The following is a 13,406-nucleotide window of genomic DNA, read 5'->3' as shown; positions in this document are numbered from 1 at the left end:
TCGCTCGTGGTGGACGCCGCGCACGGTCCGGCCCGGTCACCGTCCGGCCGCCCGCCTCGTCTGCCCTGACTCCAGGGCGGCCGGACACAGCCCCTGCGCGCTGGGGAGGACTGCGCGATGAGCGCCCCCGCACATGCCATCCGACGCCAGCGGCACGACGCGGCCGAGCGGCCGTTCATCGTCATCTGGGAGTCCACCCGGGCCTGCCCGCTGGCCTGTCTGCACTGCCGCGCCGAGGCCGTGCCCGACCGCGATCCGCGCGAGCTGGACACTGCCGCAGCCAAGGACCTGCTGCACCAGGTGGCCGCCTTCGGGCAGCCCGCCCCGCTGTTCGTGATCACCGGTGGTGACCCGTTCCAGCGCCCCGACCTGACCGAACTCATCGCCTACGGCCAGGAGATCGGGGTCAGGGTCGCGGTGTCCCCCTCCGGCACCCCGACCCTGACCGCCCAGCGGCTGCGGGAGATGCACGCGGCCGGCGCGGTGGGACTCTCGCTGAGCCTGGACGGGTCCACCGCCGAGATCCACGACACCTTCCGCGGTGTGTCGGGGGTGTTCCGCTGGACCCTGGACGCCTGGGACGCCGCCCGTGCCCTGGGCATGAGAGTGCAGATCAACACCACGGTCGCCCGTCACAGCCTGCACGACCTGCCCGACATCGTGCGCCTGGTCGCCGAGCACGGGGCGATGCTGTGGAGCGCGTTCTTCCTGGTGCCCACCGGCCGCGGCCGCCAACTCGGCGTCCTCACCCCCGCTGAGACGGAGGACGTCCTCAACTTCGTCTACGACGTGGGCCTGACCGTGCCCGCCAAGACCACCGAGGCCCACCACTTCCGCCGCGTCGTGCTGCAACGCCAAGTCCTCGCCACCGCCGGCGACGACCACGTGGCGGTGCTCGGACTCGGGCCCCTGTACCGGGAGTTGCGCGAGCGGGCCGCCGAGCTGGGCCTGGACTCCGGCGCGCGGCGGGTGCGGCGTCCGCCGCTGGACGTCAATGCGGGCCGCGGCTTCGTCTTCGTCTCGCACACCGGCACCGTGCACCCCAGCGGCTTCCTGCCGCTGAGCGCGGGAAGTGTGCGCAAGACGCCGCTGACGTCGATCTACCGGACCTCCCCGCTGTTCACCGCCCTGCGGGACGCCGACATGCTGGGCGGCCGGTGCGGACGGTGCGAGTTCCGGCGGGTCTGCGGCGGCTCGCGCTCCCGGGCCTACGGCGTCACCGGAGACCCGTACGCCGAGGAGCCGTGGTGCGGCTACGTCCCCGGGGCCTTCCCCCGCCAGCGGGAACTGGCCGAGCTGCTGGATGGCGGCGCCGACGCGCAAGCGCCCGCTCGTCCTCGTCCGACCGCCGCTCCGGGCGGCAAGGAGCACCGTGTACAGCAAGAACGATGACCCAGCCGTCGGCGGTGGCCGTCCGCCCAGCAGGTTCAAGGCGTCCGGCCTGCGCAGCCGGCACCTGGCCGCCCACGTCCTCGTCGCCGCCTGGGCAATCCTCGCGCTGCTGACCGCGAGCGCCCAGCAGACGCTGCCGGTGGCGCGCTGGCTGGCCATCCATTTGTTCCTGCTCGGCGCCGCCACCACTGCCATCGTGGTGTGGAGCGAGCACTTCGCGGTCGCCATGCTCCACGCCCCGCTGCCCGACCGGCGCTGGAGCAACGCCCGGCTGGCCGGCGTCAACGTCGGCGTCGTAGGTGTTCTCACCGGTGTGTGGGCCGACCTGCCCGTCCTGACCGGCGTCGGCTGCGCGCTGCTGATCACCGTCATCACGGCGCACCTGGTGGTGCTGGTCCGCATGGGTCGGGGCGCGCTGGGTGGACGGCTCGCCCCGATCGCCGACTACTACCGGTCCGCCGCGGTAGCCCTGACGATCGGCGCGGTGCTGGGCTGGCTGCTGGCCACCGGCAAGGCCGGACCCGGTCACTACACCGGACTGAAGCTGGCCCACGTGCACGTCACCCTCCTCGGTTGGATCGGACTGCCTGTGCTGGGCACGCTGTTCATGCTCTGGCCCACCGTGCTGGGCGTGCGCATGGCCGAGCGCACCACCCGGCTCGCGCGATGGGTGCTGGTGCTGGCCGGGTGCGGCCTGCTGTCCGCCGTCGCCGGGCTGTCGGCCGGATGGCGCCCCGCCGCCGCATTCGGCGTCGCTCTCTATGCGGCGGGCGTCGCCGTCGCGGCGCAGCTGTTCGCCCGTACGGTGCGTCGGCGGCCCGCGATCTCTGCGGCCGCCGCGTGGATGCTGGCCGCCGCCACGGGATGGCTGGTCGTCGGCGTGGTCGCGGACCTGGTGCTGCTGGTCGTACGGCCGCTCGCCGAGATCGCGGACGACATCGGGTCCCTGATCCCGGTGCTGCTCGTCGGGCTCGTCGCGCAGGTCCTCATCGGGGCTCTCACCTACCTGCTGCCCATCGTGCTCGCCAGCGGCCCCAAGGAACGAGCCGCGCTGCGCGCGGTGCTGGAGCGGGCCTGGCTGCCGCGCCTCATCATGCTCAACCTCGGCGTAGCCCTGCTCGCGCTCCCGCTGCCCCACCCCGCCGGCACGGCGGGCATGCTGCTGGCCGGGGCGGCCGGGGCCGCGTTCCTCACCCTGGCCGCGTACGTGCTGGCCCGCAGCGGGCGGGGTCTGTTCGTGGGCGCGGGCAAGGCCGGCGGCGTGGCAGCACGGAGTCCCGTCCTGTGGGGCACCGCGGCAGGAGCCGTAGTCACCGTGCTGGCCGTACTCGTGGCCAACAGCGGCGGGGACACGACCGCCGGGGTGAGCGCCGCCGGAACGACGGGCCTGGGCACCGGCATCACCCGCACGGTCGCCGTCACCCTGGCCGACATGCGCATCCGTCCGGCCCGGATCGAGGTCACCGCGGGCACCACGCTGCGGCTGAAGGTCACCAACAGCGACGCCCAGCGCCACGATCTCAAGGTCGAGGGCGGTCCTTCCACCCCGATGCTCGCCAAGGGCACCACCCGTGTACTCGACCTCGGGCCGGTCACCGAGAACCGCGAGGCGTGGTGCACCCTGCCGGGCCACCGAGCGGCCGGGATGACCCTGGACATCGTCGTGAACAACACCACGGCAGCCGGCGGCACCGGACACGAGGGACACACCTCTGCCGCCGCGAGTGAGAGCGGCCTGGACCTCTCCGCCGACTTCTCCACCGGCTGGCAGGCACGCGACGCCGACCTGACCCCCGCACCCGGCACCACGGTCCACAAGGTCGAACTCCACGCCGCCCACATCACGGTGGAGGTGGCTCCGGGCGTGAAGCAGCAGATGTGGACCTTCGGCGGCACGGCGCCGGGCCCCACTCTGCACGGCAGGGTGGGCGACGTCTTCGAGGTCACCCTCGTCAACGACGACCACGGCATGGGCCACGGCATCGACTTCCACGCCGGCTCCCTCGCGCCGGACGAAGCCATGCGCACGATCCAGCCCGGCCAGCGCCTGATCTACCGGTTCCGCGCCGAGAGGGCCGGTGCCTGGCTGTATCACTGCAGCAGCTCGCCGATGCTCCAGCACATGGGCAACGGCATGTACGGCGCCGTGATCATCGACCCGCCCAGCCTGGCGAAGGTCGACCACGAGTACGTGATGGTCTCCTCCGAGCTCTACCTCGGCACGCCCGGCAGCACGGCGCAGGTGACCAAGATGCGTCAGAACACCCCGGACGCCTGGGTGTTCAACGGCGTCGCCAATCAGTACGAGCAGCGTCCCCTGAAGGTGAAGGCCGGCGAGCGGGCCCGGTTCTGGGTGGTCGCCGCCGGTCCGAGTGACGGCATCGCCTTCCACGTCGTCGGCACCGTCTTCGACACCGTGTACAAGGAAGGCGCCTACCTGCTCAAGCCGGACCAGGCGGGCGGCTCCCAAGTGCTGGACCTCGCCACGGCGCAGGGCGGCTTCGTCGAGACGACGTTCCCCGAGGCCGGCCACTACGCCTTCGTCGACCACGACATGCGCCACGCCGAAGCCGGCGCGCACGGCATGGTGGAGGTGAGCAAGTAGTGGACACCGTCGGCTGGTGGTCCCTGGTGCGGTTCACGCACGTGGCCGGCGCGGCCCTGTGGGTGGGCGGCCAACTCGCCCTCTCCCTCGTGATCCTGCCGCTGGCCCGGCACCTGCTCGACCCGGAGGCCAAGGACCGCTTCACCGCGGCCGCCGGCCGCCGGTTCGGCATGCTGACCGGAGCGGTCTTCCTGCCGGTGCAGCTGGCCACCGGCTGGGCCATGGCCTGGCACAAGGGCGTGACCTGGGCTTCCCTCGCCGAGCCCGGCTACGGCCGCACGCTGGCGACCAAACTCGCCCTGTTCGTGCTCGTCATGGCCGCTGCGGCCGGACACGGCATCGCCCACGCCAAGGGCCGCGCCGACCTGGCCCGGTCCCTGGCGGTCGTCTCCCTCGTCGGCTCACTGGGCGTCGTCCTGCTCGCCACCGCGCTGCCCGCCACCTGAGCCGCGGCCACGACGAAGAAAGAGGAGGCATCATGCGTACCCAAACCGTGCCGGACGCAGCCACGTTGGAGTCGCTTCTGGCGGCCGCCGTGGCAGCACCGTCCATCCACAACACCCAGCCCTGGCGCTTCCGCCTGGACCCCGACAGCCAGGTGCTGGAGGTCCATTCCGCGCCGGAGCGAACCCTGCCGCTGGCCGATCCGACGCACCGCGCCCAGTACCTGTCCGTGGGCGCCGCGGTCTTCAACCTCCGGCTCGCCGCCGTCCACCAGGGCTGGCGACCGGAGGTGCGGCTCCTGCCGGACCCCCACCACCCCGGCCTGCTGGCCGCCGTACGACTGACCGGCCCGCTCGGCGCGGACGACCAGCCGCCGGACCCGGGTCTGTACGACGCCATCGCACGGCGGCACACCAGCCGGATGCCGTTCACCGGCCGTCCGGTGCCCGAGCCGATCGTGGCGGAGATGACGGCAGCCGCGCATGCCGCCGGCGCGCGCCTTGACGTACCGGACATCGCCGGAACACGGCGGTTGCTGCGCCTGACCGCGGCGGCCGAAGCGCGCAACCACGCCCACCCGGAGCGCATCGCCGAAACCCGCACCTGGATCACCGCCCCGGGGGCAGACGTCCCTTACGGCATACCCGTCACCGCCCTCGGCCCGCCCGACGCGGCCACGCGAATGCCCATGCGGGACTTCACCGGTGCGCTGCCCGCCCTCCGCCTGCCCGCCCTGTGGTTCGAACGCCACGTTCAGCTGGCCGTGCTGTGGACGCCCCACGACCGGCGGGAGGACTGGCTGCGGGCCGGCCAGGCCCTGCAGTACGTCCTGCTCACGGCGACCGCCCACGGGCTGCGCACCTCACTCCTGCACCAGGCCATGGAATGGCCCGACCTACGGGCCGCTACGGCCCTCCCACGACACAAGCGGTGCCACCCGCACATGCTGATCCGATTCGGCTACGGCCCGGACGGCGCGGGCACACCCCGAGCACCCGGACACTTCGCCGCTCGGCGCGCAGCGCCACATGCGACCGGTACCGAAACGGACTGAGCCCCTTGGTCTCTCATGGCGCCGGTCCGCTGTTTGAAGCTGCTGCCCTGCGGTGCTGCCGGAGAACGCGACGCTGGTGAAGGGCAGTCGCCCCATCGTGCGTCCCGGCCGGGCAGGGCCAGGGAGTCAGTGCAGGTACTGGAGGAAAAAGGCCGAGGTGCGGCCACGGAATCGGTGCCGGATAGGCTGGCGGGATGATCGAGAATCTTCCTCCCTGTCCGAAGTGCTCGTGTGAGTACACCTACGAGATGAACGCTCTGGTGGTCTGCCCCGAGTGCAGCCATGAGTGGGTTCCTGCCGAGAGCGCCGCCGAAGGCGGGAACACCGTCGGGGAGCGTGTCGTGAAGGACGCCGTGGGCAATGTTCTGCAGGACGGCGACACGGTGGTCGTCGTGAAGGCGCTCAAGGTCAAGGGCAGTCCCTCGGGGATCAAGGCCGGCACGAAGGTGCGCAACATCCGGCTGGTCGACGGGGTGGACGGGCATGACATCGACTGCAAGGTCGAGGGTTTCGGGGCGATGCAGCTGAAGTCGAGCGTGGTCAAGAAGGGCTGATCCAGCCGACCCGTCCGTCCCGTCCATGGCGGGAACAGCCGTGTGGCAGTCTGATGCTGAATTGCAAAATTTAGCAATTGGTTAGATGCTGTGTTTGCTGTGCTCGCAGGTAGCCGCGGGCACAGCCTTTCGCGTCCGCCCCGTGCGCGGCGCCTTGTAGGGGAGTCCGAGGTCGTGTCCGTTCCGCTGTACCAAGCCAAGGCCGAGTTCTTCCGCATGCTGGGGCATCCCGTGCGCATACGTGTGCTGGAGCTGCTGCAGGACGGGCCGATGCCGGTGCGGGACCTGCTGGCCGCCATCGAAGTGGAGCCCTCCGGCCTGTCGCAGCAGCTGGCGGTGCTGCGCCGCTCCGGGATCGTCGCCTCGACGCGGGAGGGCTCGACGGTCGTCTACGAGCTGGCCGGCGGGGATGTCGCGGACCTGATGAAGGCCGCGCGGCGGATCCTGACCGAGATGTTGTCCGGGCAGGGCGAGCTGCTCGCCGAGCTGCGGGAAGCCGAGGTCAGCGCGCGATGACCTCCCGGATCAGCCGGGTCTGGGCCCGGATCGCGTCGCTGTCCCCCGCCCGCGCCGATCTGGCTCAGATGCGCCGCGACCCCCGTCGGGACCTGCTGGCGGGGCTGACCGTGGCCGTCGTGGCGCTGCCCCTCGCCCTCGGCTTCGGCGTCTCCTCCGGCCTGGGCGCGGAGGCGGGGCTGGCGACCGCGGTGGTCGCGGGCGCGCTGGCCGCGCTCTTCGGCGGATCGAATCTGCAGGTGTCCGGGCCGACCGGGGCCATGACCGTGGTCCTCGTCCCCATCGTGGCCGCGCACGGGCCGACGGGCGTCCTCACGGTCGGCGTGATGGCCGGCGTGATGCTGGTGGTGTTGGCCGCGCTGCGGGCCGGCCGCTACATGCAGTACATCCCCGCCCCCGTGGTCGAAGGCTTCACCCTCGGCATCGCCTGCGTGATCGGCCTGCAGCAGGTCCCCAACGCGCTCGGCGTGCCCAAGCCCGAGGGCGACCGGGTGCTGGTGGTGACCTGGCGGGCGGTCGAGGAGTTCGTCCGGTCTCCCAACTGGACCGCCCTCGGCCTCGCCGCCGCCGTTGCGGCGGTCATGCTGGTCGGGGCGCGGTGGCGGCCGACTGTTCCGTTCTCCATTCTGGCCGTGATCGCCGCGACGGTGGTCGCGCGGGCCGCCGGGCTGGACGCGGCGAAGCCGATCGGCGACCTGCCTCGGGGCTTGCCCGCGCCCTCGTTGTCCTTCCTCGACGTGGGCGCTCTGGGTTCCCTGCTCGCCCCGGCCGTGGCGGTCGCCGCCCTGGCCGCCCTGGAGTCCCTGCTTTCGGCCTCGGTCGCCGACGGCATGACGGTCGGGCAGAAACACGACCCGGACCGGGAGCTGTTCGGCCAGGGCCTTGCGAACATCTTCGCCCCGCTCTTCGGCGGTGTGCCGGCCACCGGTGCGATCGCCCGCACCGCGGTCAACGTCCGCACCGGCGCGAGCTCCCGGCTCGCCGCCCTCACCCACGCCGCCGTCCTCGCCGTGATCGTCTTCGCCGCAGCACCCCTGGTCTCGAAGATCCCGCTCGCCGCGCTCGCCGGTGTCCTGCTGGCCACCGCGATCCGCATGGTCGAGGTCGGTTCGCTGAAGGCCATGGCCAAGGCCACCCGCTCCGACGCGCTGATCCTCGTCCTGACCGCCGCGGCCACCCTTGCCCTGGACCTGGTCTACGCGGTGATCATCGGCCTGGTGGTCGCGAGCGCCCTCGCCCTGCGCGCCGTGGCCCAGCAGGCCCGCTTCGACCAGGTCCCGCTCGACCGGGGCGACCACAGCGCCGAGGAACACGCGCTGCTGGCCGAGCACATCGTGGCGTACCGCATCGACGGGCCGCTGTTCTTCGCCGCCGCCCACCGCTTCCTGCTGGAGCTGACCGAGGTCGCCGACGTACGGGTCGTCATCCTGCGCATGTCCCGGGTGTCGACCATGGACGCCACCGGCGCCCTCGTCCTGAAGGACGCCGTGGAGAAGCTGCGCCGCCGTGGCATCTTCGTCCTCGCCTCCGGGATACGCCCCGGTCAGCGCCAGGTCCTGGATTCTGTCGGCGCGCTGGACCTGCTGCGGCACGAGGGCCGGGAGTACGCCACTACTCCCGAGGCGATCCTCGCCGCCCGCGACCACCTTCAGACGGCCGGAGTCCTGCCCGTCGTGCCCGTCCAGAAGTCCCGAACCTCCAGCGAGGAAGTCCTGCGATGAGCACCGCCCCTGCCACTCTCCGCATGGTCGAGGTCTCCGGCGCGGAGGCCCTGTGGCTGCTGGAGGGCAGCAGCCTGGGACGCCTGGTGTACGCGCAGCGGGAGGCGACCGCGATCCGGCCCGCCCGGCACGTGTGGGAGCACGGCCGGCTGGTGGTCCGAACGCCGGTCCCGGCCGCGGCGGCGCCCTACCACGTGGACGAGATCCGCGCCGTGCCCGGCACCGGCTGGACCGTCACCCTCTCCGGACCGGCCGAGGTGATCACCGACCCCGACGAAGCCGCCCTCCCCCACTGCCCTGAAGGCGTGGCAGGTACCCCCATCCAGCGCGCCCCGACCGGCTGGGCACACGGGCCGCACGACACCCTGCTGCGCCTGCCCCCCAAGACGGTCACCGGTTTCCGCCTCGCCCGCGCGGAGGCGTGAGTGATGGCCACGCGGCTCGATGCCTTGCCCTACCGGCACGTCCTCACCCTGCCCACCGAAACGTCCGCCGTCCGCATAGCACGCGAGACGGCCGAGCAGGCGCTGGTCGAGTGGGGCATCGGCTTACGTCACCCCACGGTGGACCCGGCCCTGCTGATCCTGAGCGAGCTGGTCACCAACAGCGTCCGGCACGCCGCCGTCCTCTCCCCGACGCTGACCGTGATCTACGCGGCGGGCCCGGAGTGCCTGGCCTTCGCCGTCCACGACCGCCACCCCTACCAGCCGGCGCTGTACGGGGCGGGCACCGACACCGGTACCAGCGGCCTGGCCACGGTCATGGAGTTCGTCCTCGCTCTGGGGGGCACGGCGGTGGTCCGCGCGGATGCCGACGGCCGGGGCAAGAGCATCTGGATCACCCTTCCCCTCTGACCGATCGGCACGCTCCCGACCGACCTCCCGCACAAGGAAGTACACCCTCATGACCATCGACTGGCGCTACACCGTCGAGGAGAACCTCGGCGTCCTCTCCGTCGCCGGATACCTCGGCCCGGACGCGGTCCGCCGCTTCACCGGCGCGGTCGGCTGGGCCCTGGCCCGCGGCAACGGACCGGTGATCGTCGACCTGACCGAGCTGCGCAGCTGGTCGACCGAGGGGCAGGTGGCGATCACCGAGGCCGCGCGCCGACTGACGGAGGCCGGCCGGGGTCTGGAGCTGGCTGCCATCCCCGCCGACGGCTCCCTCGTCCCGACCGGAGACGGTCCGCCGATCCCGGTCCACGCCGACCTGGCAGCCGCGCTCGCTGCACACGGCGGGGGAGGCGCAGAGGACGCGGAGGGCCGCCACGAGTGGCGCACCACCGGGTGGCCGCACGAAATCCGGATAACCGAAGACCGGGCGGGCGACTGACTCCGTCGGCTCAGCGACCGAGTGCGCGAGATCAGCGGTGCCCTCATAACTCGCCTTCGCGGCGGCGGCTTCCGCCGAGAGGGGGCCTGAGCCCTGGGAGTACAGGTCGCAGACGAGGGCTCCGGCGCCGAGGAGGTCCTCCTACGACGGGCGGCACCGCGGCGGAGATCGCGGCGCCGTTGGGGGAGGGCAGGACCAGGCGGGCGACGAAGAGTGCCGCTCGAAGGTGGTGCGGGGAAAGGGACCAGGGACTCGGAAGGGAAGGACCCGGGCGTCCTTCTCGACGGCGACGCTCACTGCCGTGGTGAACGACAACACGTCGACGACGACTCCAGTCACTCACCACCGCACCCCTCCCGCCGCACCTCAAAGCAGAGTCAGTCGCGGTCGGTGTCCTGGCCCGCCCTCGTCGACCGGCCTCCGAAGGACAGTCTCAGCATGCGGGCATCGCCGCAGCGAGGGCACCGGTTGTCCGGGCCGACGGCGGTGGGGCGGCACTTGAGGCGGCAGGCGGGGCACTTGAACCAGGCGACGCCGGCTCCGCGCAGCGGGGTGATCCTCACGCGATCCTCCTCACATGACCTCAGTAATTGCTAATGTTAGCAATTACTGAGTCTGTCACCGACCGGCGCCGCAGGCGAGGATGGGCCGCATGTTCTTGACGAGTGGGTGGATGCGATGCGCCGAGGCCCGACCGGCGGGGTCGTGCTGCTGCATGGGGGAGGGGGCGGCACGGTGAGTACGCCGCTGTACCAGCTGAAGGCCGAGTTCTTCAAGACTCTCGGCCACCCGGCGCGCATCCGGGTGTTGGAGTTGCTGAGTGAGCGCGAGCACGCGGTCGCCGAGATGCTGCCCGAGGTGGGCATCGAACCGGCCCATCTCTCCCAGCAGCTCGCGGTGCTGCGTCGGGCGAATCTGGTGCTGACCCGCAAGGAGGGTTCGACCGTGTACTACTCGCTGACCAGCCCGCATGTCGCGGAACTCCTCCGCGTCGCCCGCACCATCCTCTCCGGCGTGCTGGCCGGCCAGGCCGAGCTGCTCGCCGACCTGCAGGCAGTGCAGGGGGAGGCGAAGCCGCCGTCGTAGCGACGGCCCTCGATCGGCGGCCGCCTCCCGGTAGGTGGACAGCACTCCGGGGGAGCGGGAGGCGACCGCCTTCACCTGAAGGTGTCACCAGGGCAAAGCATCGGAAAAGTGCCGTAACTCCACGCGCGGGTTGACCTGTTGGTGACCTGCGGACAGTCCTCACCATCTCAGGGAGGCGTCATGGGCCTGCTACGCAAGATCCGCGACACCGGGCGGGTGGCCGAGCCCGCGCCGCCGCGCCCCGAGGGCGAGGTCCCGGCCAGGGCGCGGCAGCTGGGCGGCTCGGTGCAGGTGCGGTGCGTGGACGCCGGTTCCTGCAACGGCTGCGAGATCGAGATCGCCGCGGCCTTCAACCCGGTGTACGACGCCGAGCGGTACGGGGCGCGGCTGGTGGCCTCGCCCCGGCACGCGGACGTCGCCCTGGTGACCGGGCCGGTGACGCGGAACATGGCCGAGCCGCTGCGGCGCACGGTCGCTGCGATGGGCGAGCCCCGACTGGTCGTCGCGGTGGGGGACTGCGCGATCAACTGCGGTGAGTTCGCCGGCGGGTACGGCGTCGAGGGCGCGGTCGCCGATGTCGTACCGGTGGATCTGGCCGTGCCCGGGTGCCCGCCGGAGCCGGACGAGATCGTGGCGGCGCTGCGGAGAGTGACCGGGCGGTGAGCACGATTGCGGCCGCCCTCGCGACGGCCACCATCCTGGGCGGAGCGGGCGCGGCGGCCGGACTCGGGCTGCCGTACCGGCTGCGCGTGCCGGTCGTGGGAGTGCTGACGGCGGGCGTGGGCGTGGCGGGTGGCACGGCGGGTGTGGCCGCGCTGGGAGGCAGCCGCTGGACAGACACCCTCCCGGGACTGCTTCCGCTGGCCGGTGCGCACGTGGCGGTGGATGCGCTGGCCGGTCTGTTCATGGCGGTGGCCGGGGCCGTGGTGACGGCGGTCGCGGTGTACGGCATCGGCTACGCGGCCGGGCACGGCCCGCACGGGCTCGGTTCGCGCACCGCGCAGGCGGTGCTGCCGCTGTTCGCGCTCACGTTGGTTCTCGTATCGGTGGCGGCGTCGGTGTCCACGTTCCTGGTGCTGTGGGAGCTGATGGCGCTCGCCTCGCTGCTGCTGGTCCTCGCCGAACACCGGGAACGTGCCTCGGTGCGGCAGGCCGGCGTCTGGTACGCGGTGATGACGCACCTCGGCCTGGTGCTGCTGCTCGCCGGGCTGGCGCTGTTCGCCGCGCAGGCCGGAGGGGAGACCTTCACGGCACTGCGGGCGGGCGCCCAGGCAATCTCGCCGACCGTACGTGGGCTGGTGTTCGTGCTGGTCGGGCTGGCGTTCACGTCGAAGGCGGGCGCGGTGCCGCTGCACGCCTGGCTGCCGCGCGCACACCCCGAAGCACCCAGCCCCGTCTCGGCGTTGATGAGCGCGGCCATGGTCAACCTGGGCATCTACGGCCTCGTCCGCACCGGCCTCGACCTGCTCGGCGGCGGTCCGGCCTGGTGGTGGCTGGCCCTGATGGCCGTCGGCGGGGCCAGCTCGGTGTACGGGATCCTCCAGGCGGCGATGGCCTCCGACCTCAAGCGGCTGCTGGCGTACTCGACCAGCGAGAACATGGGCCTGGCCCTGATCGGGGTCGGCGCTTGTGGGCTCTTCACGTCCTACGGCAACCGGCCGCTGGCCGCGCTGGCGCTGGCGGCGGCCCTGCTGCACGTGGTCAACCACGCGGCGTTCAAGGCCCTGTTGTTCTGTGCGGCCGGATCCGTGCTGCGGGCGACCGGCCTGCGGGACCTCGACCGGCTGGGCGGGTTGCGCGCCCGGATGCCGGCCACCGCCCAACTGTTCGCGCTGGCCGCGCTGGGAGCGGTGGCGCTGCCGCCGGGCAACGGGTTCATCAGCGAGTGGCTGCTGCTGCAGTCCCTGATCCACGGCCTGCAGGTGCCGGGCGTCGCGGTGGCCGTCGTCCTGCCGCTGTCGGTGGCGCTGATCGCGCTGTCGGCGGGCATCGCCGCCGCCGCGTTCGTGAAGGCGCTCGGGGTCGGCTTCTTCGCCCGGCCGCGCAGCGACAAGGCGGCGTCCGCGCGGGAGGCACCGCCTCTGATGATCGCCGGGATGGGACTGCTGGCCGCCGGGTGCGTGGCGCTTGCGCTGGTGCCGGGGCTGCTCGGCGGGAGCCTGGACCGGGCCGTGAGCGCGGTCGGGCTGCCGGGCACCGGTGCGGTGTCGGGCGGCGGGGTGCGGGTGCGGCTCGTGGACATCTCCGCGTCGCTGTCGCCGGTGTGGGTGGTGGCCGCCCTGACCGCCGCACTCGTGCTGGCCGCCGGGCTGCCCCGGCTGTACGGGCGCCGTCGGCGCCGGGTGAACGCCCGGCTGTGGGACTGCGGCGGCGGCGCACCGACCCCGCGCATGGCCTACACGGCGACCTCGTTTGCCGAGCCGTTGCAGCGGGTCTTCGACGATGTCCTCGCGCCCGAGCAGGACCTTGACGTCACGCCGGTGCGCGAGTCGGCGTACCTGGTGGAGCGGGTGCGTTTCCAGCGCCGGGTGCCCGACCGGATCGAACACCGGCTGTACGAGCCGGTGCTGCGGGCCCTGGCCGGCACGGGGCAGGCGGCGCGGCGGCTGGCGGGCGGCAGCGTCCACCTCTATCTCGGCTACGGCTTCGTCGGCCTGGTCGTCCTGCTGTTGGCGTTGGCGGTGGGCTGGTGAGAGCGAACA

14 protein-coding genes are annotated in these 13,406 nt (G+C 72.5%); 13 read left to right on the top strand and 1 reads right to left on the bottom strand.

Annotated elements, in window-relative coordinates; all coding sequences use genetic code 11:
* The first annotated feature begins 117 nt into the window (after window positions 1-117).
* From ACIBTS_RS11610 to ACIBTS_RS11565, 10 genes are all read left to right on the top strand, one after another.
* On the top strand, window positions 118-1,392 hold the full coding sequence (locus tag ACIBTS_RS11610; RefSeq protein WP_399318573.1) for a TIGR04053 family radical SAM/SPASM domain-containing protein: 1,275 nt from the start codon (window positions 118-120) through the stop codon (window positions 1,390-1,392).
* Window positions 1,373-3,997 (top strand): multicopper oxidase domain-containing protein, encoded by a 2,625-nt coding sequence (locus tag ACIBTS_RS11605; protein WP_399318571.1) that lies wholly within the window; start codon window positions 1,373-1,375, stop codon window positions 3,995-3,997. The genes ACIBTS_RS11610 and ACIBTS_RS11605 overlap by 20 nt, the downstream gene beginning before the upstream one ends.
* Window positions 3,997-4,443, top strand: coding sequence for a hypothetical protein (locus ACIBTS_RS11600; RefSeq protein WP_399318569.1), 447 nt, complete (start codon window positions 3,997-3,999; stop codon window positions 4,441-4,443). Before ACIBTS_RS11605 ends, ACIBTS_RS11600 begins: the two co-directional genes overlap by 1 nt.
* Before the next feature lie 32 nt (window positions 4,444-4,475).
* The gene (locus ACIBTS_RS11595; protein WP_399318567.1) at window positions 4,476-5,495 is read left to right on the top strand and encodes an Acg family FMN-binding oxidoreductase; all 1,020 of its coding nucleotides are present in this window, start codon (window positions 4,476-4,478) and stop codon (window positions 5,493-5,495) included.
* 194 nt (window positions 5,496-5,689) lie between these two features.
* On the top strand, window positions 5,690-6,049 hold the full coding sequence (locus ACIBTS_RS11590; RefSeq protein WP_319672136.1) for a zinc ribbon domain-containing protein YjdM: 360 nt from the start codon (window positions 5,690-5,692) through the stop codon (window positions 6,047-6,049).
* 174 nt (window positions 6,050-6,223) lie between these two features.
* Window positions 6,224-6,565 carry an ArsR/SmtB family transcription factor gene (locus tag ACIBTS_RS11585; protein WP_399318564.1) on the top strand — a complete coding sequence of 114 codons (342 nt, stop codon included), beginning with the start codon at window positions 6,224-6,226 and terminating at the stop codon, window positions 6,563-6,565.
* Window positions 6,562-8,286: a SulP family inorganic anion transporter gene (locus tag ACIBTS_RS11580; RefSeq protein WP_399318562.1), complete on the top strand. Its 1,725-nt coding sequence runs from the start codon at window positions 6,562-6,564 to the stop codon at window positions 8,284-8,286. Before ACIBTS_RS11585 ends, ACIBTS_RS11580 begins: the two co-directional genes overlap by 4 nt.
* The gene (locus tag ACIBTS_RS11575; RefSeq protein WP_399318560.1) at window positions 8,283-8,711 is read left to right on the top strand and encodes a pyridoxamine 5'-phosphate oxidase family protein; all 429 of its coding nucleotides are present in this window, start codon (window positions 8,283-8,285) and stop codon (window positions 8,709-8,711) included. The genes ACIBTS_RS11580 and ACIBTS_RS11575 overlap by 4 nt, the downstream gene beginning before the upstream one ends.
* 3 nt (window positions 8,712-8,714) lie before the next feature.
* Window positions 8,715-9,140, top strand: a complete 426-nt coding sequence (locus ACIBTS_RS11570) for an ATP-binding protein (protein ID WP_319672140.1) — start codon at window positions 8,715-8,717, stop codon at window positions 9,138-9,140.
* Between the two features lie 49 nt (window positions 9,141-9,189).
* Window positions 9,190-9,618 (top strand): STAS domain-containing protein, encoded by a 429-nt coding sequence (locus ACIBTS_RS11565; RefSeq protein WP_399318558.1) that lies wholly within the window; start codon window positions 9,190-9,192, stop codon window positions 9,616-9,618.
* Window positions 9,619-9,995: 377 nt separating this feature from the next.
* Here the strand turns inward: ACIBTS_RS11565 and ACIBTS_RS11560 are convergent, their stop codons facing one another.
* Window positions 9,996-10,181, bottom strand: a complete 186-nt coding sequence (locus tag ACIBTS_RS11560) for a hypothetical protein (protein WP_319672142.1) — start codon at window positions 10,179-10,181, stop codon at window positions 9,996-9,998.
* A 172-nt stretch (window positions 10,182-10,353) separates the two neighbouring features.
* Here ACIBTS_RS11560 and ACIBTS_RS11555 point away from each other — a divergent pair, with 172 nt between their 5' ends.
* From ACIBTS_RS11555 to ACIBTS_RS11545, 3 genes are all read left to right on the top strand, one after another.
* Window positions 10,354-10,704: a metalloregulator ArsR/SmtB family transcription factor gene (locus tag ACIBTS_RS11555; protein WP_319672143.1), complete on the top strand. Its 351-nt coding sequence runs from the start codon at window positions 10,354-10,356 to the stop codon at window positions 10,702-10,704.
* Window positions 10,705-10,884: 180 nt separating this feature from the next.
* Window positions 10,885-11,367 carry an NADH-quinone oxidoreductase subunit B family protein gene (locus ACIBTS_RS11550; RefSeq protein WP_399318555.1) on the top strand — a complete coding sequence of 161 codons (483 nt, stop codon included), beginning with the start codon at window positions 10,885-10,887 and terminating at the stop codon, window positions 11,365-11,367.
* Window positions 11,364-13,397, top strand: a complete 2,034-nt coding sequence (locus ACIBTS_RS11545; RefSeq protein WP_399318553.1) for a proton-conducting transporter membrane subunit — start codon at window positions 11,364-11,366, stop codon at window positions 13,395-13,397. The genes ACIBTS_RS11550 and ACIBTS_RS11545 overlap by 4 nt, the downstream gene beginning before the upstream one ends.
* Window positions 13,398-13,406 lie beyond the last annotated feature (9 nt).

Origin of the sequence: Streptomyces sp. NPDC050121, from assembly GCF_044460385.1 — a bacterium.
Classification (GTDB): domain Bacteria; phylum Actinomycetota; class Actinomycetes; order Streptomycetales; family Streptomycetaceae; genus Streptomyces; species Streptomyces soliscabiei.
Note: the sequence above shows the minus strand (reverse complement) of the source record. Positions and strands in the feature narration are given on the sequence as shown.